Annotated in this window: 28 protein-coding genes; 23 read left to right on the forward strand and 5 right to left on the reverse strand. The window is 73.3% G+C overall.

The window, feature by feature from the left end; genetic code table 11:
- Nucleotides 1-4 precede the first annotated feature (4 nt).
- The 11 genes from secY (at nt 5) to truA (ending at nt 8,067) form a co-directional block, all read left to right on the forward strand.
- A complete protein-coding gene (secY, locus tag O2W15_RS12190) occupies nt 5-1,315 on the forward strand; it encodes a preprotein translocase subunit SecY (protein ID WP_269162938.1) in 1,311 nt (436 codons plus the stop codon).
- Nucleotides 1,315-1,935: an adenylate kinase gene (locus O2W15_RS12195; protein WP_269179612.1), complete on the forward strand. Its 621-nt coding sequence runs from the start codon at nt 1,315-1,317 to the stop codon at nt 1,933-1,935. Before secY ends, O2W15_RS12195 begins: the two co-directional genes overlap by 1 nt.
- A gap of 81 nt (nt 1,936-2,016) precedes the next feature.
- Nucleotides 2,017-2,820 carry a type I methionyl aminopeptidase gene (map, locus tag O2W15_RS12200; protein WP_269162940.1) on the forward strand — a complete coding sequence of 268 codons (804 nt, stop codon included), beginning with the start codon at nt 2,017-2,019 and terminating at the stop codon, nt 2,818-2,820.
- A 291-nt stretch (nt 2,821-3,111) separates the two neighbouring features.
- Nucleotides 3,112-3,333: a translation initiation factor IF-1 gene (gene infA, locus O2W15_RS12205; RefSeq protein WP_012950459.1), complete on the forward strand. Its 222-nt coding sequence runs from the start codon at nt 3,112-3,114 to the stop codon at nt 3,331-3,333.
- 72 nt (nt 3,334-3,405) lie between these two features.
- Nucleotides 3,406-3,519: a 50S ribosomal protein L36 gene (rpmJ, locus tag O2W15_RS12210; RefSeq protein WP_014742835.1), complete on the forward strand. Its 114-nt coding sequence runs from the start codon at nt 3,406-3,408 to the stop codon at nt 3,517-3,519.
- Between the two features lie 14 nt (nt 3,520-3,533).
- Nucleotides 3,534-3,908, forward strand: a complete 375-nt coding sequence (gene rpsM / locus O2W15_RS12215; protein WP_036334299.1) for a 30S ribosomal protein S13 — start codon at nt 3,534-3,536, stop codon at nt 3,906-3,908.
- A gap of 128 nt (nt 3,909-4,036) precedes the next feature.
- Nucleotides 4,037-4,444, forward strand: a complete 408-nt coding sequence (gene rpsK / locus O2W15_RS12220) for a 30S ribosomal protein S11 (RefSeq protein WP_026844840.1) — start codon at nt 4,037-4,039, stop codon at nt 4,442-4,444.
- A 35-nt stretch (nt 4,445-4,479) separates the two neighbouring features.
- Nucleotides 4,480-5,106, forward strand: coding sequence for a 30S ribosomal protein S4 (rpsD, locus tag O2W15_RS12225; RefSeq protein WP_036334300.1), 627 nt, complete (start codon nt 4,480-4,482; stop codon nt 5,104-5,106).
- Between the two features lie 127 nt (nt 5,107-5,233).
- Complete coding sequence (locus O2W15_RS12230) at nt 5,234-6,301, forward strand: DNA-directed RNA polymerase subunit alpha (RefSeq protein ID WP_269162941.1); 1,068 nt, start codon at nt 5,234-5,236, stop codon at nt 6,299-6,301.
- Nucleotides 6,302-6,470: 169 nt separating this feature from the next.
- Nucleotides 6,471-7,196, forward strand: a complete 726-nt coding sequence (gene rplQ, locus O2W15_RS24055) for a 50S ribosomal protein L17 (RefSeq protein ID WP_442928850.1) — start codon at nt 6,471-6,473, stop codon at nt 7,194-7,196.
- A 28-nt stretch (nt 7,197-7,224) separates the two neighbouring features.
- Nucleotides 7,225-8,067 carry a tRNA pseudouridine(38-40) synthase TruA gene (gene truA, locus O2W15_RS12240; protein WP_269179613.1) on the forward strand — a complete coding sequence of 281 codons (843 nt, stop codon included), beginning with the start codon at nt 7,225-7,227 and terminating at the stop codon, nt 8,065-8,067.
- A 42-nt stretch (nt 8,068-8,109) separates the two neighbouring features.
- Here the strand turns inward: truA and O2W15_RS12245 are convergent, their stop codons facing one another.
- Both O2W15_RS12245 and mobA read right to left on the reverse strand, forming a co-directional pair.
- Nucleotides 8,110-8,775, reverse strand: coding sequence for an NAD(P)H-binding protein (locus tag O2W15_RS12245; protein WP_269179614.1), 666 nt, complete (start codon nt 8,773-8,775; stop codon nt 8,110-8,112).
- Between the two features lie 58 nt (nt 8,776-8,833).
- Nucleotides 8,834-9,421: a molybdenum cofactor guanylyltransferase gene (gene mobA, locus O2W15_RS12250; protein WP_269179615.1), complete on the reverse strand. Its 588-nt coding sequence runs from the start codon at nt 9,419-9,421 to the stop codon at nt 8,834-8,836.
- Nucleotides 9,422-9,463: 42 nt separating this feature from the next.
- On the opposite strand from mobA, the gene fdhD reads away from it, so the two are divergent.
- Nucleotides 9,464-10,294, forward strand: coding sequence for a formate dehydrogenase accessory sulfurtransferase FdhD (gene fdhD / locus O2W15_RS12255; RefSeq protein ID WP_164699897.1), 831 nt, complete (start codon nt 9,464-9,466; stop codon nt 10,292-10,294).
- Between the two features lie 171 nt (nt 10,295-10,465).
- Here fdhD and O2W15_RS12260 read toward each other — a convergent pair whose 3' ends face one another.
- The 3 genes from O2W15_RS12260 to moeA are packed head-to-tail and all read right to left on the reverse strand — an operon-like array spanning nt 10,466 to nt 12,698.
- Nucleotides 10,466-11,011, reverse strand: a complete 546-nt coding sequence (locus tag O2W15_RS12260) for a MogA/MoaB family molybdenum cofactor biosynthesis protein (protein ID WP_269179616.1) — start codon at nt 11,009-11,011, stop codon at nt 10,466-10,468.
- Complete coding sequence (moaC, locus tag O2W15_RS12265; protein ID WP_036334311.1) at nt 11,008-11,496, reverse strand: cyclic pyranopterin monophosphate synthase MoaC; 489 nt, start codon at nt 11,494-11,496, stop codon at nt 11,008-11,010. The genes O2W15_RS12260 and moaC overlap by 4 nt, the downstream gene beginning before the upstream one ends.
- On the reverse strand, nt 11,493-12,698 hold the full coding sequence (moeA, locus tag O2W15_RS12270) for a molybdopterin molybdotransferase MoeA (protein WP_269179617.1): 1,206 nt from the start codon (nt 12,696-12,698) through the stop codon (nt 11,493-11,495). Before moeA ends, moaC begins: the two co-directional genes overlap by 4 nt.
- 165 nt (nt 12,699-12,863) lie before the next feature.
- Between moeA and O2W15_RS12275 the strand changes: the two genes are divergently transcribed.
- From O2W15_RS12275 to O2W15_RS12325, 11 genes are all read left to right on the forward strand, one after another.
- A complete protein-coding gene (locus tag O2W15_RS12275) occupies nt 12,864-13,829 on the forward strand; it encodes a PfkB family carbohydrate kinase (RefSeq protein ID WP_269179618.1) in 966 nt (321 codons plus the stop codon).
- A 52-nt stretch (nt 13,830-13,881) separates the two neighbouring features.
- Nucleotides 13,882-14,385 carry a beta-class carbonic anhydrase gene (locus O2W15_RS12280; protein WP_269162949.1) on the forward strand — a complete coding sequence of 168 codons (504 nt, stop codon included), beginning with the start codon at nt 13,882-13,884 and terminating at the stop codon, nt 14,383-14,385.
- 152 nt (nt 14,386-14,537) lie between these two features.
- On the forward strand, nt 14,538-14,981 hold the full coding sequence (gene rplM, locus O2W15_RS12285; protein WP_269159179.1) for a 50S ribosomal protein L13: 444 nt from the start codon (nt 14,538-14,540) through the stop codon (nt 14,979-14,981).
- The gene (gene rpsI, locus O2W15_RS12290) at nt 14,978-15,397 is read left to right on the forward strand and encodes a 30S ribosomal protein S9 (protein ID WP_164699893.1); all 420 of its coding nucleotides are present in this window, start codon (nt 14,978-14,980) and stop codon (nt 15,395-15,397) included. Before rplM ends, rpsI begins: the two co-directional genes overlap by 4 nt.
- Nucleotides 15,398-15,407: 10 nt before the next feature.
- On the forward strand, nt 15,408-16,763 hold the full coding sequence (gene glmM, locus O2W15_RS12295; RefSeq protein WP_269179619.1) for a phosphoglucosamine mutase: 1,356 nt from the start codon (nt 15,408-15,410) through the stop codon (nt 16,761-16,763).
- A gap of 153 nt (nt 16,764-16,916) precedes the next feature.
- Nucleotides 16,917-18,779 carry a glutamine--fructose-6-phosphate transaminase (isomerizing) gene (gene glmS, locus O2W15_RS12300; protein WP_269179620.1) on the forward strand — a complete coding sequence of 621 codons (1,863 nt, stop codon included), beginning with the start codon at nt 16,917-16,919 and terminating at the stop codon, nt 18,777-18,779.
- A 99-nt stretch (nt 18,780-18,878) separates the two neighbouring features.
- Nucleotides 18,879-19,256, forward strand: coding sequence for a holo-ACP synthase (locus O2W15_RS12305; protein WP_269162952.1), 378 nt, complete (start codon nt 18,879-18,881; stop codon nt 19,254-19,256).
- Nucleotides 19,253-20,689 carry an NAD(P)H-hydrate dehydratase gene (locus tag O2W15_RS12310; RefSeq protein WP_269179621.1) on the forward strand — a complete coding sequence of 479 codons (1,437 nt, stop codon included), beginning with the start codon at nt 19,253-19,255 and terminating at the stop codon, nt 20,687-20,689. Before O2W15_RS12305 ends, O2W15_RS12310 begins: the two co-directional genes overlap by 4 nt.
- 27 nt (nt 20,690-20,716) lie before the next feature.
- Nucleotides 20,717-21,868, forward strand: a complete 1,152-nt coding sequence (gene alr, locus O2W15_RS12315; RefSeq protein WP_269162954.1) for an alanine racemase — start codon at nt 20,717-20,719, stop codon at nt 21,866-21,868.
- Nucleotides 21,868-23,055, forward strand: coding sequence for an alpha/beta fold hydrolase (locus tag O2W15_RS12320; RefSeq protein WP_269162955.1), 1,188 nt, complete (start codon nt 21,868-21,870; stop codon nt 23,053-23,055). The genes alr and O2W15_RS12320 overlap by 1 nt, the downstream gene beginning before the upstream one ends.
- A gap of 32 nt (nt 23,056-23,087) precedes the next feature.
- Nucleotides 23,088-23,714 (forward strand): uracil-DNA glycosylase, encoded by a 627-nt coding sequence (locus O2W15_RS12325; protein WP_269162956.1) that lies wholly within the window; start codon nt 23,088-23,090, stop codon nt 23,712-23,714.
- Nucleotides 23,715-23,716 lie beyond the last annotated feature (2 nt).

Consider the following 23,716-nt stretch of genomic DNA (forward strand, 5'->3'; position numbering starts at 1 on the left):
GCACGTGCTGCAGGCGTTCGCCGCGGCGTTCCGGACGCCAGATCTCCGGCGCAAGCTGCTGTTCTCCCTGGCGCTGATCGCCGTCTACCGGCTCGGTGCCGCCATCCCCGGGCCAGGGGTCTCGACCGAGGCGATCAACAGCTGTCTGGACCTGGCTGCGGCCTCCGACCAGCGGGACGTCTACTCGCTGGTCAACCTGTTCTCCGGTGGTGCGCTCCTCCGGCTGTCGGTCTTCGCGCTCGGCATCATGCCGTACATCACCGCGAGCATCATCGTCCAGCTGCTGGTCGTGGTCATCCCGCGGTTCGAGCAGCTGAAGAAGGAAGGGCAGTCGGGTCAGGCGAAGCTGACCCAGTACACCCGCTACCTGACGATCGCCCTCGCCGTCCTGCAGAGCACCGGGATCATCGCCCTGGCCCGTAGCGGACAGCTGTTCCCCAACTGCCCGCAGGACATCATCCCGTCGGACTCGGTCTGGACGACGGTCATCCTCGTCATCACGCTGACCGCCGGTACGGCCGTGATCATGTGGCTGGGCGAGCTCCTCACGGAGAAGGGGATCGGCAACGGCATGTCCGTGCTGATCTTCACCTCGATCGCGGCCCGGATCCCCGCCGAGGGCGGCGCCATCCTCCAGACCCGCGGTGCCTTCATCTTCACCGTGGTCTGCATCTTCGCCCTGGTGGTCATCGCCTCGGTGGTCTACGTCGAGCAGGCGCAGCGCCGGATCCCGGTGCAGTACGCCAAGCGGATGGTCGGGCGCCGGATGTACGGCGGCACGTCGACCTACCTGCCGCTGAAGGTGAACCAGGCCGGCGTCATCCCGGTCATCTTCGCCTCGTCGTTGCTGTACCTGCCGCAGCTGCTCAGCCAGCTGCAGAGCGACTCGAGCGGCCCGGTCCGCCGGTTCTTCGAGAACTACGTGATCAACCAGAGCAGCCCGGTGCACATCGCCATCTACTTCGGGCTGATCATCTTCTTCACGTACTTCTACGTGTCGATCACGTTCAACCCCGAAGAGCGCGCCGACGACATGAAGCGCTACGGCGGCTTCATCCCGGGCATCCGGCCCGGCCGGCCCACTGCGGAGTACCTGCAGTACGTGCTGTCCCGGATCACGCTGCCGGGGTCCATCTACCTCGGGTTGGTGGCAGTGTTGCCCAACCTGTTCCTCTCGATCACCCAAGAGGGACAGAACCAGAACTTCCCGTTCGGCGGGACCGCGGTGCTGATCATGGTGGGAGTGGGCTTGGAGACGGTGAAGCAGATCGAGACGCAGTTGAACCAGCGCAGCTACGAAGGGTTCCTCCGCTAGTGCGCGTCGTGCTGCTGGGCCCTCCCGGTGCTGGCAAGGGGACCCAGGCCCAGATCATCGCCGAGCGCCTCGGTGTGCCCGCGATCTCGACGGGCGACATCTTCCGGGCCAACGTCAGTGGCCAGACCGAACTGGGTCGACAGGCCAAGACCTACATGGACGCCGGCGACCTGGTGCCCGACGCGATCACCGTCGCGATGGTCTCCGATCGCCTGGCCGAGTCCGACGCCAAGGCCGGCTTCCTACTCGACGGCTTCCCGCGCACCATCGCCCAGGCCGAGCAGTTGCGTGACTCGCTCGCGGAGATGGGTCACACGCTGGACAGGTGTCTGGAGCTCGTCGTCGACGAGGACGAGCTCGTGCGCCGGCTCTCCGGCCGCCGGATGATGGTGGACGGCGAGTGGGTCCAGCGGGACGACGACAAGCCGGAGACCGTGCGGCACCGTCTCGAGGTCTACCGGGAACAGACCGCGCCGCTGGCCGGGTTCTACGCAGAGGTCGGGCTGCTCAGCCAGATCAACGCCATCGGCGAGATCGACGAGGTCACCCGGCGCGCCCTGGAGGCGCTCGGTGCCGAGGAAGCGCTGGCCGACGACCCCGACGACGAGTCCGGGCGCTGAGTCCCCGAGGTCCCGGTGAACGGTGACCGCAGTGCGGCGTGGACGGCCAGGCTGCCCCTGCTGGCGAAGTGGAGTGGACGCATGATCCAGATCAAGACAGCACACGAGATCGAGCTCATGCGAGCCTCCGGACTGGTCACTGCAGGTGCCCTCAAGGCAGTCCGCGCGGCCGTGCGTCCTGGCGTGACCACCGGCGAGCTCGACGCGATCGCCGAGGACCACATCCGGTCGTGCGGGGCCGTGCCCAACTTCCTCGGGTACCACGGCTTCACCGGCACCATCTGTGCGTCGATCAACGATGAGGTGGTGCACGGCATCCCGAACCCAGACCGGACGCTCGCCGAGGGCGACAACATCTCCATCGACTGTGGCGCCATCCTGCAGGGCTGGCACAGCGACTCGGCGATCACGGTCCCGGTGGGGACCCCGTCCGCCGAGGACGCGGCTCTGCTGGAGGTCACCGAGCGGTCGATGTGGGCAGGGCTGGCGAAGGCCCTCGCCGGCGGCCGGCTGACCGACATCAGCCACGCGGTGGAGGAGTCGATCACCGCGCACGAGCACCCCTACGGGATCGTCGACCACTACGGCGGTCACGGCATCGGCACGGAGATGCACCAGGACCCGCACGTGCTGAACTACGGGCGTGCGGGGCGTGGGCCCAAGCTCGTCCCCGGCCTGGCGCTGGCCATCGAGCCGATGGTCACCATCGGTGACCCGGCCACCGTGGAGCTCGACGACGGCTGGACCGTGGTCACCAAGGACGGCTCACGGGCCGCGCACTTCGAGCACAGCGTCGCCATCACGCCCGAGGGCCCCTGGGTCCTCACGGCCGAGGACGGCGGCGTTGCCGGCCTCGCGCCGTTCGGGGTCACGCCCCGCTCCTGACCGGGTCCCTCCGGACGCGCTCCGAGCGCGCGCAGGAGGGCGCTGGGGTGAGAGGGGTCCGTCACCCTGGGCCGGGTTGGAGCCCTGGTGCTGTGGGGAGTACAGTGGCCGATGGCGTTCGCGCCGTCCGTCGTCGTGCTGTGGCCGTACGCCGATGGACGCCCTCAGCGAGATCGCCCGTTCTACTGTGCCCGACACGTCGAGTGCAGCCAGCAAGGAATCCCGCACCACCGCCCTGTCGCTCCGGCATGGGCGCATGCAGATCCGATCGAACGAGGAGGCCGTGTAGGCGTGGCTAAGAAGGACGGGGCCATCGAGGTCGAGGGTCGTGTCGTCGAGCCGCTGCCCAACGCGATGTTCCGGGTCGAACTGCAGAACGGGCACCGGGTGCTCGCCCACATCAGCGGCAAGATGCGGCAGCACTACATCCGGATCCTGCCCGAGGACCGCGTGGTCGTGGAGCTCTCGCCCTACGACCTGACGCGCGGCCGCATCGTCTACCGCTACAAGTAACCCGCTGCCGGTCCGGGTCCCCACGTGGGTCCGGGGGTCGGCGCACGATCTACAGGAATGAGGGCGGCACCGGTGAAGGTCCAGCCGTCGGTGAAGAAGATCTGTGACAAGTGCAAGGTGATCCGCCGGCACGGCCGGGTCATGGTCATCTGCGAGAACGCCCGGCACAAGCAGCGCCAGGGCTGAGGGAGTACCTGACAATGGCACGACTTGCTGGCGTCGATCTTCCCCGCGAGAAGCGGATGGAGATCGCGCTCACCTACATCTACGGGATCGGGCCGACCTCGGCCAAGGCGACCCTGGCCGCAACGGGCGTCAGCCCGGACCTGCGCGCCAAGGACCTGACCGACGAGGACCTGCTCAAGCTGCGCGACTACATCGACGAGCACTTCCGCGTCGAGGGTGACCTGCGCCGTGAGGTGGCCGCCGACATCCGCCGCAAGGTGGAGATCGGCTGCTACCAGGGTCTGCGGCACCGCCGCGGCCTGCCGGTGCACGGTCAGCGCACCAAGACGAACGCGCGCTCGAGCAAGGGCCCGCGCAAGACCATCGCGGGCAAGAAGAAGGCCCGCTGATCTCAGCACGTCGGCGCACCGTCGCGGGTCCGTAGGGCCGGACCGGCGGTGCGCCTGAGCACGACCGCCCCCTCGGCTAGGACCGGGTGGGCGACCAGGCCACGAACACAGACTCAGACCGGAGAGAGATGCCTCCCAGGGCTCGCGCGGCAGCTGGCACCAAGAAGGTGCGCCGCAAGGAGAAGAAGAACGTCGCCCATGGTGCGGCGCACATCAAGAGCACCTTCAACAACACGATCGTGTCGATCACCGACCCCACGGGCAACGTGATCAGCTGGGCCTCGGCCGGGCACGTCGGTTTCAAGGGCTCCCGCAAGTCCACGCCGTTCGCGGCGCAGATGGCTGCGGAGAACGCCGCACGCAAGGCGCAGGAGCACGGCATGCGCAAGGTCGACGTCTTCGTGAAGGGCCCGGGCTCCGGTCGGGAGACCGCGATCCGCTCGCTGCAGGCCACCGGCCTCGAAGTGGGTCAGATCCAGGACGTGACGCCTCAGCCGCACAACGGCTGCCGCCCCAAGAAGCGCCGCCGGGTCTGACCGGTCACTGACGAGACGAACTAGGAGTACCTGACGTGGCCCGTTACACCGGAGCCGACTGCCGTTTGTGCAGGCGCGAGAAGATGAAGCTGTTCCTCAAGGGCAGCAAGTGCGAGTCCGCGAAGTGCCCGATCGAGATCCGGCCCTACCCGCCGGGCGAGCACGGTCGCGGCCGGAGCAAGGACAGCGAGTACCTGCTCCAGCTCCGCGAGAAGCAGAAGGCCCGCCGCATCTACGGCGTGCTGGAGAAGCAGTTCCGCGGTTACTACGAAGAGGCGAACAAGAAGTCGGGCAAGACCGGTGAGGTCCTGCTGCAGATCCTCGAGTCCCGCCTCGACAACGTGGTCTACCGGGCCGGCTTCGCCGAGTCCCGTGACATGGCCCGCCAGCTGGTGCGCCACGGTCACATCAAGGTCAACGGTCGCAAGGTCGACATCCCGTCCTACCGGGTGAGCGCCAACGACATCCTCGAGGTGGCTGCGAAGTCCGCCGAGATGGTGCCGTTCCAGCTCGCCCAGGCCAAGGCCGGCTCTCGTCCCGTGCCGCCGTGGCTGGAGGTCATCTCCTCGCAGCTGAAGGTGTTGGTCCACAACATCCCGGCGCGCCAGGTGATCGACACCCCGGTCCAGGAGCAGCTGATCGTCGAGCTCTACTCGAAGTGATCGGCCGGTAGGACAGCACGACTGCAGGACCAGCACGACGGCGGGACGGGCGGACCGATGTCCGTCCCGCCGGCACCACCCCCTCACGGCGTCATATGGCGGGTGCCGGAGGATCTGAAGGAGAACCATGCTCATCGCACAGCGTCCGACCCTCGCCGAGGAGACCATCGACGCCCAGCGCTCACGGTTCGTCATCGAGCCGCTCGAGCCGGGTTTCGGTTACACCCTCGGCAACTCGCTGCGTCGCACCCTGCTGTCCTCGATCCCCGGCGCTGCTGTCACCAGCATCCGGATCGAGGGCACCCTGCACGAGTTCACCACCGTGCCGGGGGTCAAGGAGGACGTCACCGAGATCATCCTGAACCTCAAGGGCCTCGTGGTCAGCTCCGACTCCGACGAGCCGGTGACCATGTACCTGCGCAAGCAGGGTCCCGGTGAGGTCACGGCGGCGGACATCGCCCCGCCGGCCGGCGTCGAGGTGCACAACCCCGACCTGCACATCGCCACCCTGAACGCGAAGGGCCGGCTGGAGATCGAGCTGGTCGTCGAGCGCGGTCGCGGCTACGTGCCGGCCACGCAGAACAAGCAGCCCGGCCAGGAGATCGGCCGCATCCCCGTCGACTCCATCTACTCGCCGGTGCTGAAGGTGACCTACGCGGTCGAGGCCACCCGTGTCGAGCAGCGCACCGACTTCGACCGGCTCGTGGTCGACGTCGAGACCAAGCCGTCGATGGAGCCCCGCGACGCGATCGCCAGCGCCGGCTCGACCCTGGTCGAGCTGTTCGGCCTGCTGCGCGAGCTGAACGTCGACGCCGAGGGCATCGAGGTCGGGCCCAGCCCGGCCGAGGCCGCCGACATCGCGAACTTCTCGATGCCCATCGAGGACATGGACCTCACGGTGCGGTCCTACAACTGCCTCAAGCGCGAGGGCGTGCACACCGTCGGTGAGCTCGTCACCCGCTCCGAGGCTGACCTGCTCGACATCCGCAACTTCGGCGCGAAGTCGATCGACGAGGTCAAGCTCAAGCTGGCCGCGATGGGCCTGGCTCTCAAGGACAGCCCTCCCGGGTTCGTCCCCTCCTCGGTGGAGAGCTACGACGAGGGCTACGAGACCGACGCCTACCAGGGCGACGCAGCCTTCGGTGACCCCGCCACCTTCGACGAGGGCACCTACCAGGAGACCGAGCAGCTCTGACAGGCTGTTCATGATCCGGGGCGCGGCCGGTGGGGGAGACCCTGCCGGCCGAGCCCCGCACCGAGCACTGAGCACGGCCATCCCCACGGTGGCCCAGCAGCACGCAGCACTGCGATGTGGACGACGCAGCCGGCACACGCCCCGCCCGGCCGCCTGAGGAAGGACCGACATGCCCACCCCCACCAAGGGCCCCCGTCTCGGCGGCTCCCCCGCGCACGAGCGGCTGATGCTGGCCAACATGGCCACCTCGCTGTTCGAGCACGGGCGGATCACCACCACCGAGGCCAAGGCCAAGCGGCTCCGGCCGCTGGCCGAGAAGCTGGTCACCTTCGCCAAGCGCGGTGACCTGCACGCCCGTCGGCAGGTGCTGACGACGATCCGGGACAAGGACGTCGTGCACCACCTGTTCGCCGAGATCGGCCCGCGCTTCGCTGACCGTCCCGGTGGCTACACGCGCATCGTCAAGGTCGGTCCCCGCAAGGGCGACAACGCGCCGATGGCGATCATCGAGCTGGTCGAGGGCCAGACGGTGGCGCAGCAGGCCGTCGGCGAGGCCGAGCGCGCCCGCGGCACCCGGTTCGCTGCCGGTGCCGGTGCCGGTGCGTCCGCGGCCGCCGGTGAGGTCACCGCCGACGCCACCGAGGCCGACACCGACCAGTCCGCCGAGGCGGAAGAGGTCGTCACCGACGTGTTCGTGCCCGACGGCGAGCGTCAGGACGACGGCGACGTCACCCCGGAGCCGACGTCGGAGAACCTGGCCGTCGTCGACGACCCGGCGCTGAGCCCCGACGTGGCCGCTGCGGCCGCCGCCGAGGTCGAGGCCGCCGAGATCGGCGACGCGGCGACCGCGGGCCGGCAGGCCCCCGGTGGCGAGCCCGCCACCGACCCGAAGTGAGCTGAGACCGTCCCGACGGTCTCACTCGATGCACGTGCGCGCTGACGAGCCCGCCACCGATGTCGGTGGCGGGCTCGTCCGCGTCCGGCTGGGCATCTCCTACGACGGGACGGCGCTGCACGGCTGGGCCCGCCAGCCCGGTCTGCGCACCGTCCAGGGCGAGCTGGAACTGGCGCTGGCCACGGTGCTGCGGGTGGACGTGGACCTGACGGTCGCGGGCCGCACGGACGCCGGCGTGCACGCCACCGGGCAGGTGGCGCACGCCGACCTGCCCGCGGACCTCTTCACCGCCCACCAGGACCGGCTGTTGCGCCGGCTGCGGGGCGTCTTGTCGCCGGACATCGCCGTCCCCTCGGTGGAGGCGGTCACAGCCGACTTCGACGCCCGGTTCTCCGCGCTGGCCCGGCACTACGCGTACCGCCTCACCGATGCCGACGCCGGCCCACCGCCGCTGCGCCGGGCCGACACGGTCGGCTGGCCGCGCCGGTTGGACGTCGGCGCGATGCAGACGGCGGCGCGCCTGCTGCTCGGACAGCAGGACTTCGCCGCCTTCTGCCGGCGACGTGAGGGAGCGACCACGATCCGGACCCTGCTCGCCCTGGACGTGGAGCGGGACGGCGACCTGGTGGAGATCCGGGCGTCCGCCGACGCCTTCTGCCACTCGATGGTCCGCAGCCTGGTCGGTGCACTGGGCGCCGTGGGCGAGGGCCGCCGGCCGGCGGAGTGGCCGGCGTCCCTGCTCGCCCGCAGTGACCGGGCCAACGACGTGCCGGTCGCGCCGGCCGGCGGTCTGACGTTGCTGCGGGTCGACTACCCGGACGACGCCGGCCTCGCGGCCCGGGCACTGGTCACCCGGGCGAAGCGCAGCTGACCGGCGGCTGCCGCGCCCGCGAGGCCGTCCGTCGTCAGGACGTCAGGGGAGGGCGGCGACGGCCTCGGTGACCGGGGTGTCGCCGGAGAGCAGCTCGACCACGGCGCCGTCCTTCGGGTCGTCGAGCAGGGCCAGCAGCACGGCGGCGACGTCGTCGCGGGGGACCTCGCCGCGGTCCGTGGTGTGCTCGAGCCGGACGCGTCCGGTGCCGGGGTCGTCGGTGAGGCTCCCCGGGCGGATCACCATGGGGGACAGGCCCTCGCGGGACAGCACGTGCTCCTCCGCGGCCAGCTTGGCCCGCAGGTAGGCGACGAACACCTCGTCCATGTCCTCGGGGGCGCTGTCCCCGGCCACCATCTCGACACCGATCGAGGAGACCAGCAGGTAGGGACGCACGCCGGCCGCGACCGCTGCCTCGGCCAGCAGCACGGCGGCGCCGCGGTCGACGGAGTCCTTGCGCGCGATGCCGCTGTCCGGGCCACCGCCGGCGGCGAACACCACGGCATCGGCGTCGGCGACGACGGCGGCGAGCTCCTCCACCGAGGCCTGCTCCAGGTCCAGCACCACCGGCTGGACCCCATCGGACTCCAGGTCGGCCTGGTGGTCGGGGTTGCGGACGATGCCGACGGCGGTGTCCCCCCGCTGGCTCAGCAACCGGCCGAGGCGGCGGGCGATCTTCCCGTGGGCTCCTGCTGTGACGACGCGCATGGTGCGGCCCTACCCGGCGCGGGTGGTCCGCACGCAGGTCGGGCGCGTGGGGAACGGCTCACTCCCGCCCGGGCGCGGATCGGGCTCGGTCGAGGTCGGCGGGGGTGTCGCAGTCGGTCCACGGCGCCGGTCGGCCGGGCAGTGCGGCCGGCCGGTGGCGGCTGACGGACAGCGCGGACAGCACGGTCCGCAGGGGCGTGTGCGGGCGCGGGTCACGGACGGCGTCGCGGAGTGCCGCCGTCCGCCAGACGCCCAGGAGGAGCTGGTCACGGCCGGTGTCGTCGACGACCAGCACGCCGTCGTCGACGAGTCGCCGGCGCAGTGCGGTCACCAGGTCATGGGTGAGGAAGGGCAGGTCGGCGGCGAGGACGGCGACCACCTCGGCGTCGCCGACCGCGGCGAGCCCGGCAGCGAGCGCCGGGACCGGCCCCCCGCCCGGAGGCACCTCCCGGACGAGCACGACGCCCTCGGGCACGGGCTGTGGGGGCCCGACGACGACGACCGGATCGGCGTCCCGGGCGGCGTCCACGACGGTGGCGAGCATCGTGCGCCCGCCGACGTCGAGCTGCGGCTTGGGCTGCCCGCCGAGCCGGGCTGCCCGGCCGCCGGCCAGCACGACGGCCGCGAAGCGCGGGAGCGAGGTCATGCCCGGAACGGTAGGGCGCGACCGGTGAGTACCGTCAGCCGCGTGGGACGAGTCACCAGCCGCACCCCGGTGCTGCGCATCCGCGGCGCCGTGCACACTCGACGGCCCGACACGGTCGCCTCCGAGGAGCCCCTGGAGATCCGGCTCGGCGGCACGCCGCTGGCGGTGACGATGCGGACCCCGGGCGACGACTTCGACCTGGTGCACGGCTTCCTGACCACCGAGGGCGTGATCGCCTCGGCGGCCGACATCGCCGGGCTGCGGTACTGCAACTCCGTCGACGACGAGGGCCGCAACACCTACAACGTCGTGGACGTCGACCTGGCGCCCGGTGTGCAGGCCCCGGACACCGCGCTGGACCGGAACTTCTACACGACCAGTTCCTGCGGCGTCTGCGGTAAGGCCAGCATCGACGCCATCCGCACGAAGACCGCCTACGACGTCGCTGCCGACGACACCCGGCTGACCCTCGCGACGCTGCTGGCGCTGCCGGACCGGCTGCGCGCCGCCCAGCAGGTGTTCGACAAGACCGGCGGGCTGCACGCGGCCGGGTTGTTCTCCGCCGGCGGCGAGCTGGTGGCGCTGCGCGAGGACGTCGGCCGGCACAACGCCGTGGACAAGGTGGTCGGCGATGCGGTGCGGGAGGGCCGGGTGCCGCTGGCCGGGCACGTGCTGATGGTCAGCGGCCGCTCCTCCTTCGAGCTGACCCAGAAGGCGGCGATGGCCGCCGTGCCGGTGCTGGCCGCGGTGTCGGCGCCCAGCTCGCTGGCGGTCGAGCTGGCCCAGGAGGTCGGCATCACCCTGATCGGCTTCCTCCGCGGCGACGGCTGCAACGTCTACACCCACCCCGAACGCCTGGTCCTGCCCGACTAGGCACACAGCGCCGCGCACGGACGCAGTCGGGACGGACCAGGCCGGGCACGAGCACCGACCAGCCGGGCACGAACGGAGCCGGGCACGAGTACGGACCCCCGTCCGGAGGACGGTCCGGGAGCGCAGCGCGGGGCCGGAGGCTCCCGCTGCGATCGCGGGAAACGGCTCAGTTCAGCTGGGGGACGGCTCCTGGCCGCGCTGCGACGCGGCAGCGTCGCCAGGAGCATGGTCGCCACCGCGGAGCTGGCTGACCACGTGCGGCAGCAGCGGGCCCAGCACAGCGAGACCGTCCCGGACGCCGCCGGTGGAGCCGGGCAGGTTGACGATCAGGGTGCGCCCGGCGGTGCCGGCGACGCCGCGGGACAGCACGGAGGTGGGCACCTTGCCCTCCCCGTACCGGCGCACCGCCTCGGCGATGCCGGGGGCCTCGCGCTCCAGCACCGTGCGGGTGGCCTCCGGCGTGACGTCGGTGGGGGAGAGCCCGGTGCCGCCGGTGGTCAGGACGACGTCGGCCCCGCCCGCCACGGCCTCCCGCAGCACCTCGGTCAGCGCCGCGACGTCGTCCGGGCGCACGTGCGGACCCTCGACGGTGAAGCCGAGCCCGCGCAGCCCCTCGGCGAGCACCTCACCGGAGCGGTCCTCGTAGACCCCGGCCGAGGCGCGGTTGGAGGCGGTGAGCACGACGGCCCGGGCGTCGGCCGGCAGGTCGGCGCTCATCGGGTCCAGTCGCCCTTCTTGCCGCCGGACTTGGCGAGCAGCCGGACGTCGGTGATGCAGGCGCGCGGGTCGACCGCCTTCACCATGTCGATGACGGTGAGCCCGGCCACGGCGACGGAGGTGAGCGCCTCCATCTCCACGCCGGTGCGGTCGGCGGTGCGGGCGGTGGCGGTGATCTCCACGGCGTCGTCGGTGACGTCGAGGTCGACCGTCACGCCGTGCAGGGCGATCGGGTGGCACAGCGGGATCAGGTCGGGGGTGCGCTTGGCCCCGGCGATCCCGGCGATCCGGGCCACCGCGATGGCGTCGCCCTTGGGCACGCCCGTGCCGCGCAGCAGCGCGACCACCTCGGGGCTGACCAGCACCCGGCCGGCGGCGGTGGCGACCCGTGCGGTGACCGGCTTGGCGGTCACGTCGACCATCCGTGCGGCGCCGGACTCGTCGACGTGGGTGAGTCGTGCCGGGCCCTCGGGTGAGGTGGTCACTGGAGTGCTCCTTCGATCAGGACGACGGTGACCTGGGCGCCCGCGGGCAGGTCGGTGACGTCCTCGGGGACGACGACGAGGCAGTTGGCGCGGGCGAGGTGGGCGACCAGGTGTGAGCCGGGCCCGCCGACCTGGTCGACGACCTCCCCGTCGAACCGCCCGCGCAGGAACTGCCGGCGGCGGGCGGGGGAGCGCAGCGGGGCGGTGAGCCGGGCGGTGGTGCGCAGCCGGTCGGGGGAGGCGTGGCCGAGCGCGCGGCGCAGGGCGGGCCGGACGAACACCTCGAAGGAGACGAAGGAGCTCACCGGGTTGCCGGGCAGCGTGATGACCGGGACGCCGTCGACGGTGCCGGCGCCCTGCGGACCGCCCGGCTGCATGGCGACCTTGCCGAACTCGACCGTGCCCAGCCCGGCGAAGGCGTCCTTGACCACCTCGTACGCACCGGCGCTGACCCCGCCGCTGGTGACCAGCAGGTCGGCGTCCGGTAGCTCGGCGCGGACCGTGGCGAGGAACTGCTCGACGTCGTCGGGCACGAAGTGCAGCGTGCGCGCCTGGCCACCGGCCTCGGTGACGGCGGCGGCCAGCAGCACCGAGTTGGACTCGTAGATCTGGCCCGGCAGCAGCGGGCGGCCCGGTTCGACCAGCTCGCTGCCGGTGGAGAGCACCAGGACCCGGGGGCGGCGCCGCACCGGCACGGTGTCGTACCCGACCGCGGCCGCGAGCCCCAGCTGGGCCGCGCCGAGCGCGGTGCCGGCGGGCATGGCCAGTTCGCCGGCCCGGATGTCCTCACCGGCGTGCCGCAGATGGGTGCCGGCCGAGGGGGCGGAGGTGATGGTGACGACGTCGGTGCCGGCGTCGGTGCGCTCGACCGGGACGATCACGTCCGCACCGTCCGGCACCGGGGCGCCGGTCATGATGCGGTGCACCGTGCCCGGCAGCAGCGGTGGCACGTCGGTGCGCCCGGCCGGCAGGTCGGCGGCGACGGGCAGCTGGACGGGGGCCTCGGCGGTGGCCGCCCCCACCTCGGCGTGCCGTGCGGCGTAGCCGTCCATGGCGGAGTTGTCGAAGCCCGGCAGGGCCACCCGCGCGGTCAGGTCACGGGCGAGCACCCGTCCGGCGGCCGCGGCGAGCGGGACGTCCTCGACCGGCAGCGGGGCGAGCAGCCCGGCGACCGCTGCCTGGTGTTCCTCGACCGTGCGCACGGGCCCATCCTCACCGATGCCGCTCCAGCGGGTGGCGGCGCGGGCCGGGACCGGTCGTGCGCAGCCGGTGATCGCACGACGCAGCGTGAGCGGGCAGGCTGGGACGGTGACCGACGCCGCGCGGCGGGCCGGAGTCGGTGGGACGTGAGCCGATGAGGAGGAAGCGTGCCAGTTCCGGAGGGTCCCGCGGTCGTCGTCGGCCAGGTGGGTCGCGACCTCGTGCTGGAGGTGGACCGGTTGCCGCGCGGTGGACGGAGCGCCGACGTCCGCCGCCGCCGGGAGCTGCTGGGTGGGAAGGGGGCGAACCAGGCCGTCGCGATGGCGCAGCTGGGCTGGCCGGTTGCCCTGGTCGGGGTGCTCGGCGACGACCCGCCCGGCGACCTGGTCCTGGCCCAGGCGGTCAGCGACGGCCTGTGGGTCTCCGGGGTGGTCCGCCGCCGGGGCGCCGAGACCGCGCTGCTGGTCGACCTGGTGGAGGCCGGTGGCACGCGGCGGCTGCTGGAGGACGTCCCGGAGCCGACCCTGCTGACCGCTGCCGACGTCGACGCGGCTGCCCGGTCGTTCGCGCGGGCGTCCGCCGTCGTGCTGCAGCTGCAGCAGCCGGGCGTCGCCGTCCGCGCCGCCCTGGCGCGGGCTCCGCGGGACGCGTTGACGGTCGCCGACGGTGCCCCGCCGGACCCGGAGACCCGGGAGGCGCTGCTGGGTCAGGTGCGGGTCCTGCGGGCCGACCTGGTCGAGGCCGGGCTGTGGGTGGACGGCGAGCTGGACGGGCTGGGTGACGTGCGCGCCGCAGCCCGCCAGTTGTGCGCAGCCGGCCCCCGGGTGGTCTGCCTGGCGGCCGGGGAGGACGGCGACCTCACGGTGTGGCGGGAGCCCGGCGGCCGGGTGCGCGAGGAGCTGGTGCCGCTGCTCGGCGAGGACCCGGTCGACCCGACGGGCGCCGGGGACAGCGTGGTGGCGGCGTTCACCGTCGCGCTGCTGCGTGGCGCCGACCCGGGGACGGCCGCCTGGCAGGCGGGAGCCGCGGCGGCCCTGACCGTGGGCAGGCTCGGCGGCCGACCTGCGCTGGACCCCGAGGAGGTCACGCGCCTCGCCGTGGAGTGCCGGGAGCGCGGCGGTACGGGCCGCTGACGCGCCGCGCTAGCGTTGCCGGGACGCAGCGGCGGACGAGAGGTGGCGCAGGGTGACCGAGATCGACCGGATGCTGGCGGCGAACGAGGAGTGGCTGGGTGAGTTCCCCGGCGACCTCCCGGTCGCGCCGGACCGCAAGGTCGCCGTCGTCGCCTGCATGGACTCCCGGATGCCGCTGTTCGGCATGCTGGGCCTCGCCGTCGGTGACGCGCACGTCATCCGCAATGCCGGTGGCGTGGTCACCGAGGACACCCTCCGGTCGCTCGCCATCTCCCAGCACGTGCTCGGCACCCGTGCGGTCGTGCTGGTCCACCACACCGACTGCGGGCTCAACAAGGCCACCGACCAGGAGGTCGCCGACCTGGTGGAGCGGACCACCGGGCACCGGCCGCCCTGGGTGGCGCGCACCTTCACCGACGTGGACGCCGACGTCCGGGAGTCGATGCGGCTCATCCAGGAGACGCCCTACCTGCTCAGCACCGAGGTGCGGGGCACGGTCTACGACGTCGCGAGCGGTCGGCTCCGCGAGATCGAAGGCCAGGAGCCGGGTTCGTAACCGGCGCTGGTATCGTCTTCCGTTGGTGCGTGATGCCGGTTGGTGCACACGCGTCCGGGGCGCCGATGTCATCGGGTCCGCCCAAGTCTCCCGTCCTCGGTGAGGCGATCCCACCAGCCACCCGCCCGACGACGACAGGACGAGTGAGCCTCGTGCGCACGTACAGCCCCAAGCCCGGTGACATCACCCGGGCCTGGCACGTCATCGACGCCACCGACGTGGTGCTCGGTCGACTCGCCAGCCAGACCGCGATCCTCCTCCGCGGCAAGCACAAGCCCCAGTTCGCGCCGCACGTCGACGCCGGCGACTTCGTCGTCATCGTCAACGCGGGCAAGGTGGCCCTGACCGGCTCCAAGCGCGACACCAAGGTCGCCTACCGCCACTCCGGCTATCCGGGTGGGCTGCGGACGATCAACGTCGGCGACGAGCTGAAGACCCGTCCCGACCGCGTCGTCGAGCGCGCCGTCAAGGGGATGCTGCCGCACAACACGCTGGGCCGGCAGATGCTCTCCAAGCTCAAGGTCTACGCCGGGCCCGAGCACCCGCACGCCGCCCAGCAGCCCCAGACCTACGAGATCAAGCAGGTGGCCCAGTGACCAGCGCACTGACCGTGACCGACGCCGACGGGCGTCCCATCCAGACCGTCGGCCGCCGCAAGGAGGCCATCGTCCGGGTGCGTCTGCTCCCCGGCACCGGTGAGTTCAAGCTCAACGGCCGCACCATCGAGCAGTACTTCCCCAACAAGGTGCACCAGCAGCTCATCCGTGAGCCGTTCGTGATCCTGGAGAAGAACGAGCAGTACGACGTCGTCGGCATCCTGCACGGTGGCGGCGTCAGCGGCCAGGCCGGTGCGCTGCGCCTGGCGATCGCCCGCGCGCTCATCGAGATCGAGCCCGAGGACCGTCCGGCCCTGAAGAAGGCCGGCTTCCTCACCCGTGACCCGCGGGTCACCGAGCGCAAGAAGTACGGCCTGAAGAAGGCCCGCAAGGCGCCTCAGTACTCGAAGCGCTGACGGTACGTCCGTGGGTCGGCTCTTCGGGACCGACGGTGTCCGCGGCCGGGCCAACGCCGAGCTGACGCCGGAACTGGCGCTCTCGGTGGCCCGTGCCGCGGCCAGCGTGCTCGCCGACCGCGACGGGACCTCGCGTCCCGTCGCGGTCGTCGGCCGTGACCCCCGCGCCAGCGGGGAGATGCTCGAGGCCGCGGTCGTCGCCGGCCTGGCGAGCGCCGGCGCCGAGGTGCTGCGCGTCGGCGTCCTGCCGACGCCGGCGATCGCGCACCTGACCGGCCGCACCGACGCCGACCTGGGCGTGATGCTCTCGGCGAGCCACAACCCGATGCCCGACAACGGCATCAAGCTGTTCAGTCGCGGTGGGCACAAGCTGCCCGACGCCGTCGAGGCCGCCATCGAGCGGCGGGTCATGGGCACCGACGACGCCGACCCCCGCGGCGACCACCGCCCGACCGGTGGGGGCATCGGCCGCGTCCGAGACCTGGCCGGCGCCGCTGAGGACTACACCACCCACGTGCTCTCCGCGTTGCGCGAGCCCCTGCGTGACCTGCGCGTCGTCGTCGACTGCGCCCACGGGGCCGCCTACCGCTGTGCGCCGGAGATCTACCGCCGGGCCGGGGCGCAGGTGCACGTCATAGGCGGCGAGCCCGACGGCTGGAACATCAACGACGGCATCGGCTCCACCCACCTGGGGCCGTTGATCGACGCCGTCGCACGGCACGGTGCGGACATCGGCATCGCCCACGACGGTGACGCCGACCGCTGCCTGGCGGTGACCGCGCAGGGCGACGTCGTCGACGGCGACGCGATCCTGGCGATCTGTGCACTGGCGCTGCACGAGAGCGGCAACCTGACCGACCAGACGGTCGTCGCCACGGTGATGAGCAACCTCGGCTTCCACCACACCATGCAGGCCGCCGGCATCTCCGTGCAGACGACCGCCGTGGGTGACCGCTACGTCCTGGAGGCGCTGCGCTCGCGGGGGCTCTCCCTCGGCGGCGAGCAGAGCGGCCACCTGGTCTTCCTGGACTGGGCGACCACCGGCGACGGGCTGCTCACCGGCCTGGCCCTGATGTCCCGGATGAGCGCCACCGGCGCCTCCCTGGCCGAGCTGGCCTCGGTCGTCAAGCGGCTGCCGCAGACCCTGGTCAACGTCCCCGTGACCGACCGGCTCGCGGTGGCGGAGAGCGACGAGGTCGCACGGGCGGTCAATGCCGTCGAGGCCGAGCTCGGCGACTCCGGGCGGGTGCTGCTGCGGCCGTCGGGCACCGAGCAGCTGGTGCGTGTGATGGTGGAGGCGCCGACCCAGGAACAGGCCGACACCGTCGCTGCACGGCTGGCGGAGGTCGTGGCCGCCACGCGCTGACCCGTCGTCGGCGGCCGGGGAGCGGGTGTCCCGAGCGGGTGGAACGGGGCCCCGCGGTGTCCGATCGGGCGGTACGAGTGTCCGGTGGGACAGCTGGGGCTCGGCTTCCGCGGCGTCACAGCGAAGTGCGGACGAGCCGGTACCCTCGGTCGAATGTGCGGCATCGTGGGGTACGTCGGCCCGCAGGACTCCCTGGAGATCGTCCTGGAGGGCCTGCGCCGACTCGAGTACCGGGGCTATGACTCAGCCGGGGTGGCAGTGCTGGCCGATGGCCGGCTGACCACCGCCAAGAAGGCGGGCAAGGTCGCCAACCTGGAGAAGGAGCTGGCCGAGGAGGCGCTGCCCGCCTCGACCATCGGCATCGGCCACACTCGCTGGGCCACACACGGTGGGCCCACCGACCGCAACGCACACCCGCACGTGTCCGCCGACGGCACCGTTGCGGTGATCCACAACGGCATCATCGAGAACTTCGCGCCGCTGCGCGCCGAGTGCGAGGCCACCGGGATCGAGTTCTCCTCCGAGACCGACACCGAGGTCGTCGCCCACCTCCTCGCCGCGATCTACCGGGAGACGCCGGAGGGCCCGGATCGGTTCGCCGAGGCCATGCGCCGGGTGAGCCGGCGCCTGGAGGGCGCGTTCACCCTGGTCGCCACCCACGTCGCGGAGCCCGACCGGCTGGTCGCCTCGCGCCGCAACAGCCCGCTGGTGGTCGGGGTGGGCGACGGGGAGTACTTCTTCGGCTCCGACGTGGCGGCGTTCATCGGGCACACCCGCGTGGCGCTGGACGTGGAAGAGGACCAGGTCGTGCTCCTGGACCGCGAGCACGGGGTCACGGTGACCGACTTCGCCGGCACCGTGGTCGAGCCGGCGACCCGCACCGTCGACTGGGACGCCGCGGCCGCGGAGAAGGGCGGCTACGACTGGTTCATGCTCAAGGAGATCGCCGAGCAGCCCGAGGCGGTGGCCAACACCCTGCTGGGCCGGCTCGGCGAGACCGGCGAGCTGGTGCTCGACGAGGTCCGGCTCTCCGACCAGGAGCTGCGCGACGTCGACAAGGTCTTCGTCGTCGCCTGCGGGACGGCCTACCACGCCGGCCTGATCGCCAAGTACGCGATCGAGCACTGGACCCGCGTCCCGGTCGAGGTCGAGCTGGCCAGCGAGTTCCGCTACCGCGACCCGGTGCTGGACCGGAGCACGCTGGTCGTGGTCATCAGCCAGTCCGGCGAGACGATGGACACCCTCATGGCGCTGCGGCACGCGCGGCAGCAGAAGGCCAAGGTCCTGGCGATCTGCAACGCCAACGGGTCGACCATCCCACGGGAGTCCGACGCCGTCCTGTACACCCACGCCGGCCCGGAGGTCGCCGTCGCCTCGACCAAGGGCTTCCTGACGCAGGTCGTGGCCTGCTACCTGGTGGGGCTCTTCCTGGCCCAGGTGCGCGGGGTCAAGTACGCCGACGAGGTCGCCGCCATCGTCGAGGACCTGCGGGCGCTGCCGGCGCAGGTGACCGAGGTGCTGGCCGCGATGGAACCGGTCCGGGAGCTCGCCCGGGACCTGGCCACCGCGAACACGATCCTGTTCCTCGGTCGGCACGTCGGCTACCCGGTGGCCCTCGAGGGGGCGCTCAAGCTCAAGGAGCTCGCCTACATCCACGCCGAGGGCTTCGCCGCCGGCGAGCTGAAGCACGGGTCGATCGCGCTGATCGACCAGGGCACCCCGGTGGTGATCGTCGTCCCGTCGCCGCTGAGCCGGGGGTCGGTGCACGGCAAGGTGGTGAGCAACATCCAGGAGGTCCGCGCCCGGGGCGCCCGCACCATCGTGATCGCCGAGGAGGGCGATGACGACGTGCTGCCCTACGCCGACCACCTCATCCGGGTGCCGCGTACCCCGACCCTGCTCGCGCCGGTGGTGACGACCGTGCCGCTGCAGGTGCTGTCCTGCGAGATCGCCGCCACCCGCGGCCTGGACGTGGACCAGCCGCGCAACCTCGCCAAGAGCGTCACCGTCGAGTAGCAGCACCTGACCTGATCACCGGTCGTCCCCCCGCACCGGCGTCGGTGCGGGGGGACAGCCGTCGGTGGGGGTGGACGGCGGCGCGGGCACACTGTCCGGGTGATCATCGGGATCGGTGTCGACGTCTGCCCGGTCGAGCGGTTCGCCGCCTCGCTGGCCCGCACCCCGGGGCTGCGGGACCGGCTGTTCACGCCGGCCGAGCAGCGCACCCCGGCCGGCGGTGAGCGCAGCAGCGAGTCCCTGGCGGCCCGCTTCGCCGCCAAGGAGGCGCTGGCCAAGGCGCTGGGCGCCCCGGGCGACCTGCGCTGGCACGACGCCGAGGTGGTCGTCGGGGAGCGGGGGCGTCCGCACCTGGAGGTCCGCGGCACGGTGGCCCGCCGCGCCGCGGAGCTGGGCGTCACCGCCTGGCACGTGTCGCTGAGCCACGACGGGGGCATCGCCTCCGCCATGGTGGTCGCCGAGGGAACTGCGCCGTGATCGGGCTGTACACCGGTGAGCAGGTCCGGGCTGCGGAGCAGGCCGTCCTGGCCGGGCTCCCGGCGGGAGCGCTCATGCACCGGGCCGCGACCGGGCTGGCGACCGTCTGTCTGGGCCTGCTGGGCCGGGCGCACGGTGTCCGCGTGGTGCTGCTGGTCGGCTCCGGGGACAACGGCGGGGACGCGTTGTTCGCCGGTGCCCTGCTGGCGCAGCGCGGCGCCGCCGTCACCGCGGTGCTGCTCAGCCCGGAGCGGGCGCATGCGGCGGGGCTGGCCGCCTTCCGTCGCGCCGGTGGGCGGGTCGCCGACGCGGCGGACGCCGGACTGCACCGCGCCGACCTGGTCCTCGACGGGATCGTCGGCCTCGGCAGCACCGGCGGACTGCGGGAACCGGCCGCCGCGCTGGTCCGGGAGGCGACCGCCGGGCCGGGGCTGCTGGTCGCGGTCGACCTGCCCAGCGGCGTCGTCGCCGACACCGGCGAGGTGCCCGGGGCCGCCTTCCCCGCGCAGCACACGGTCACCTTCGGTGCCGTCAAGCCGGGGCTCGTGGTGGGCGCCGGTCGCCGGCAGGCCGGCACGGTGCACCTGGTCGACATCGGGCTCGGCCCCGCCCTCGCCGAACCGGCGGCCCAGCAGCTGACCGACGCAGACGTCGTCCCGCACCTGGACGCCCCCGCGCCCGACGACGACAAGTACTCCCGCGGGGTGGTCGGCGTGCTGGCCGGCTCGGCGACCTACCCCGGCGCCGGGGTGCTGTGCACCGGAGCGGCGGTGCGGACCCGGCCCGGCCTGGTCCGGTACGCCGGCACCGCCGCAGAGGGCGTCCGGGCCGCCTGGCCGGAGGTCATCGTCACCGCCGGCCGCCCGGGGGACGCCGGACGGGTGCAGGCCTGGGTGGTCGGCCCGGGGATGGGCACCGACGACGACGCGGCCAGCGTGCTCGCCGAGGTGCTGGCCACCGACCTGCCGGTGGTGGTCGACGCCGACGGGCTGACCCTGGTCGCCCAGCGACCGGAGCTGGTGGCGGACCGCTCGGCACCCACCGTGCTCACGCCGCACGACCGCGAGTTCGCCCGTCTCTTCGGTGAGGTGGGCAGCGACCGGCTGGCCGCTGCGCGCCGGGGTGCGGCGGAGCTGGGCTGCACGGTGCTGCTCAAGGGCGACGCGACCGTCGTCGCCGACGCCGCGGGCACGACCTTCGTCAACGGCACCGGCACCCCGTGGCTGGCGACCGCCGGCACCGGGGACGTGCTGGCCGGGGTGCTGGGCGCGGTGCTGGCGACCGGGCTGCCGGCCGCGGAGGCGGCGGCCGTCGCCGCCCACGTGCACGGCCGGGCGGGTCAGCTGGCCGCCGAGCAGGGACCGCTGATCGCCGGTGACCTGGTCCGTCGGCTGCCGGAGACGCTGGCCCGGCTGCGCGCCGGTGCGGGCTGACCGCGGCGGCCTGGGACAGTGGGCGGTGTGACGCAGGTGCAGCAGGTGCTGGGCAGCCGGGCCGAGGTGGTCGTCGACCTCGACGCGATCGCGGCGAACACCGCGGCGCTTCGCGCGCGGGCCGGCCGGCCGCTGATGGCGGTGGTCAAGGCCGACGGCTACGGGCACGGGCTGGTGCCCGCGGCCCGGGCGGCGCTCGCCGGCGGTGCCGACGCCCTCGGGGTGACGGTGCTGGAGGAAGCGCTCGCGCTGCGCGCCGCCGGGGTCACCGCACCCCTGCTGTCCTGGCAGCACGCGCCGGGGGAGGACTACGCCGCGGGGCTGGCCGCCGACGTCGAGCTGTCGGTCAACGCGGAGTGGGCGCTGGCCGAGGTGGTCGACGCCGCCCGCGCCACCGGCCGCACCGCCCGGGTGCAGCTGTTCGCCGACACCGGCCTGTCCCGTGAGGGCGCCACACCCGAGGCCTGGCCCGGGCTGGTGGCCGCGGCGGCGCGGGCCCAGGCCGACAGCGACGTCGTCGTCACCGGGTTGTGGAGCCACCTCGCCTACGCCGACGCCCCCACCCACCCGACCATCGCCCGGCAGGTGCAGGTCTTCGAGGAGGCGGTGGCGCTGGCCCGGCGGGCCGGGCTGACCGACGCCCGCCGGCACCTGGCCAACTCGGCGGCCACCATCGCCCTGCCCGAGACCTGGTACGACATGGTCCGGCCCGGGGTCGCGCTGTACGGCCTGGACCCGCTGGGCGGCGACCCGGGGCAGTACGGGCTCCGCCCGGCGATGACGGTCCAGGCCCAGGTGGCGCTGACCAAGCGGGTGCCGGCCGGGACCGGGGTCTCCTATGGCCACACCTACTCCCCGGCGGGCGAGACGACGCTGGCCCTGGTGCCCGTCGGCTACGCCGACGGGGTGCCCCGCGCCGCCGGCAACCGGGCACCGGTGCTCGCCGCGGGGGCGCAGCGGACCATCGCGGGCCGGGTCTGCATGGACCAGTTCGTCCTCGACGTGGGCGACGACCCGATCGCACCCGGTGACGCGGTGGTGCTGTGGGGCTCGGGGGCCGACGGCGAGCCGACCGCCCAGCAGTGGGCCGACGCGGTCGACACCATCCACTACGAGCTCGTCACCCGGGTGGGCGGCCGCTTCTCCCGCCGCTACGTCGGCACCGCCGGGATCGCCTGATGGCGCAGCACGGCCACCTCCGCCTGGGCCGCACCGCCGGTCTGGTCGGCGCCGCGGTCGGCCTGGCCGCGGCCGGCACGGCGGTCGGGGTCGCCGTCACCCGGACGGCGACGGCCCGGGTGCGAGCCGGCCAGCTGGCCGGTCAGCGCGGGGAGGACGGCCGCCCCGTCGAGGACGTGCCGGTGAACCAGCTGCGCCAGGAGGACCCGCTGGGCTCCGGGCGCCGCGCCGCCGACCGCACGGTGGTGGTGCGGGCCGACGACGGGGTGGCGCTCACGGTCGAGGAGGTCGGCCCGACCGATGCTCCGCTGACCGTCGTCTTCGTGCACGGCTACGCGCTGTCCATGGCCTCCTGGACGTTCCAGCGTCGGGACCTCGGCGAGCAACTGGCCACCGCCAACGGCCACCGGCCCACCGCGCGCCTGGTCTTCTACGACCAGCGGGGGCACGGCTCCTCCGGCCGCGGTGCCGCCGAGCGCTCGACGATCGACCAGCTGGCCGCGGACCTGGAGTCGGTGCTCACCGCGCGGGTGCCGCGCGGGCCGGTGGTGCTGGTCGGCCACTCGATGGGCGGGATGACGGTGCTCGCCCTGGCCCAACGCCGGCCGGAGCTGTTCGGGACCCGGGTCGCCGGGGTGGCGCTGGTGTCCACCTCCAGCGGCAACCTCGGCGACCTGGACTTCGGGCTGCCCGCGCTGCTGACCCGGGTGCGCGCCACGGTGCTGCCGGTCGCGGTCTGGACCATGCGCCGCAGGCCCGGGCTCGCCGAGGTGACCCGGCGACTGGCCAAGGACGTCGTGTCGGCGGTCACCTGGTCGATGTCGTTCTCCTCCACCGGCGTCGACCCGGCACTGGGGCGCTACGTGGACGCGATGATCGCCGGGACCCCGGTCGACGTGGTGGCCGAGTTCTACCCGGCGATCGCCGGGCTGGACGTCAGCGGCGCGATCGAGCCACTGTGCCGGGTGCCGACCGTGGTGCTCACCGGCGACGCGGACAAGCTGATCCCCAAGGCGCACAGCGAGCGGATCCGGACGCGGCTCGAGGAGTCGGGGGAGGGGGCCGTCGAGTACGTCGCCGTCCCGGACGCCGGGCACCTGGTGCCGCTGGAGCACCCGGGACAGGTGACCGACGTGCTGGCCGGCCTGATCCGCCGGGTCGCTGCCGCGCAGCGCCCCGCCGGCTGACCGCCGGCTCGGCCCCGCCGTAGGGTCTGCGCGTGGTCTCCACCCGTCCGCCGCGCCTCGACGCGGCCGCCACCGAGGTGGCGGCGACCGCCGCGGCCGCGCCGGACTGGGCCTCGCTGGCCGAGGTCGCCCGCTCCTGCGTCGCCTGCCCCGAGCTGGCCGCCACCCGGCAGCACGTCGTCGTCGGGGACGTGCCGGTGACGGGTCGGCCGCGGCTGGTGGTCGTGGGGGAGGCGCCGGGCGCCACCGAGGACGAGACCGGCCGGCCGTTCGTGGGCAAGAGCGGGGCGCTGCTGGACCTGCTGCTCGGCGAGGCCGGACTGCCCCGGGCTGAGGTGGCCGTGCTCAACATCGTGAAGTGCCGCCCGCCGGGCAACCGCACCCCGAAGGCGCCCGAGGTCGCCCGGTGCAGCGGCTGGCTGCGCCGCCAGCTCGACCTGCTCGGCGCCGACGTCGTGGTCGCCCTCGGGCTCTCCTCGGCGAAGTGGTTCCTCGGCCCACGCACCGTGCTCGGCCAGGTGCGTGGCCGGGCGCACGACGTCGACGGGCGCGCCGTGTGGGTCACCTACCACCCGTCGGCTGCGATCCGGTTCGGCCCGAACGGCGCCCCCCGAGCCGCGCTCGCCGCCGACCTGCGCGCGGTGGCGGGCTCGCTGTGAGG

It is taken from the genome of Modestobacter sp. VKM Ac-2979 (genome assembly GCF_026967995.1).
Taxonomy (GTDB): domain Bacteria; phylum Actinomycetota; class Actinomycetes; order Mycobacteriales; family Geodermatophilaceae; genus Modestobacter.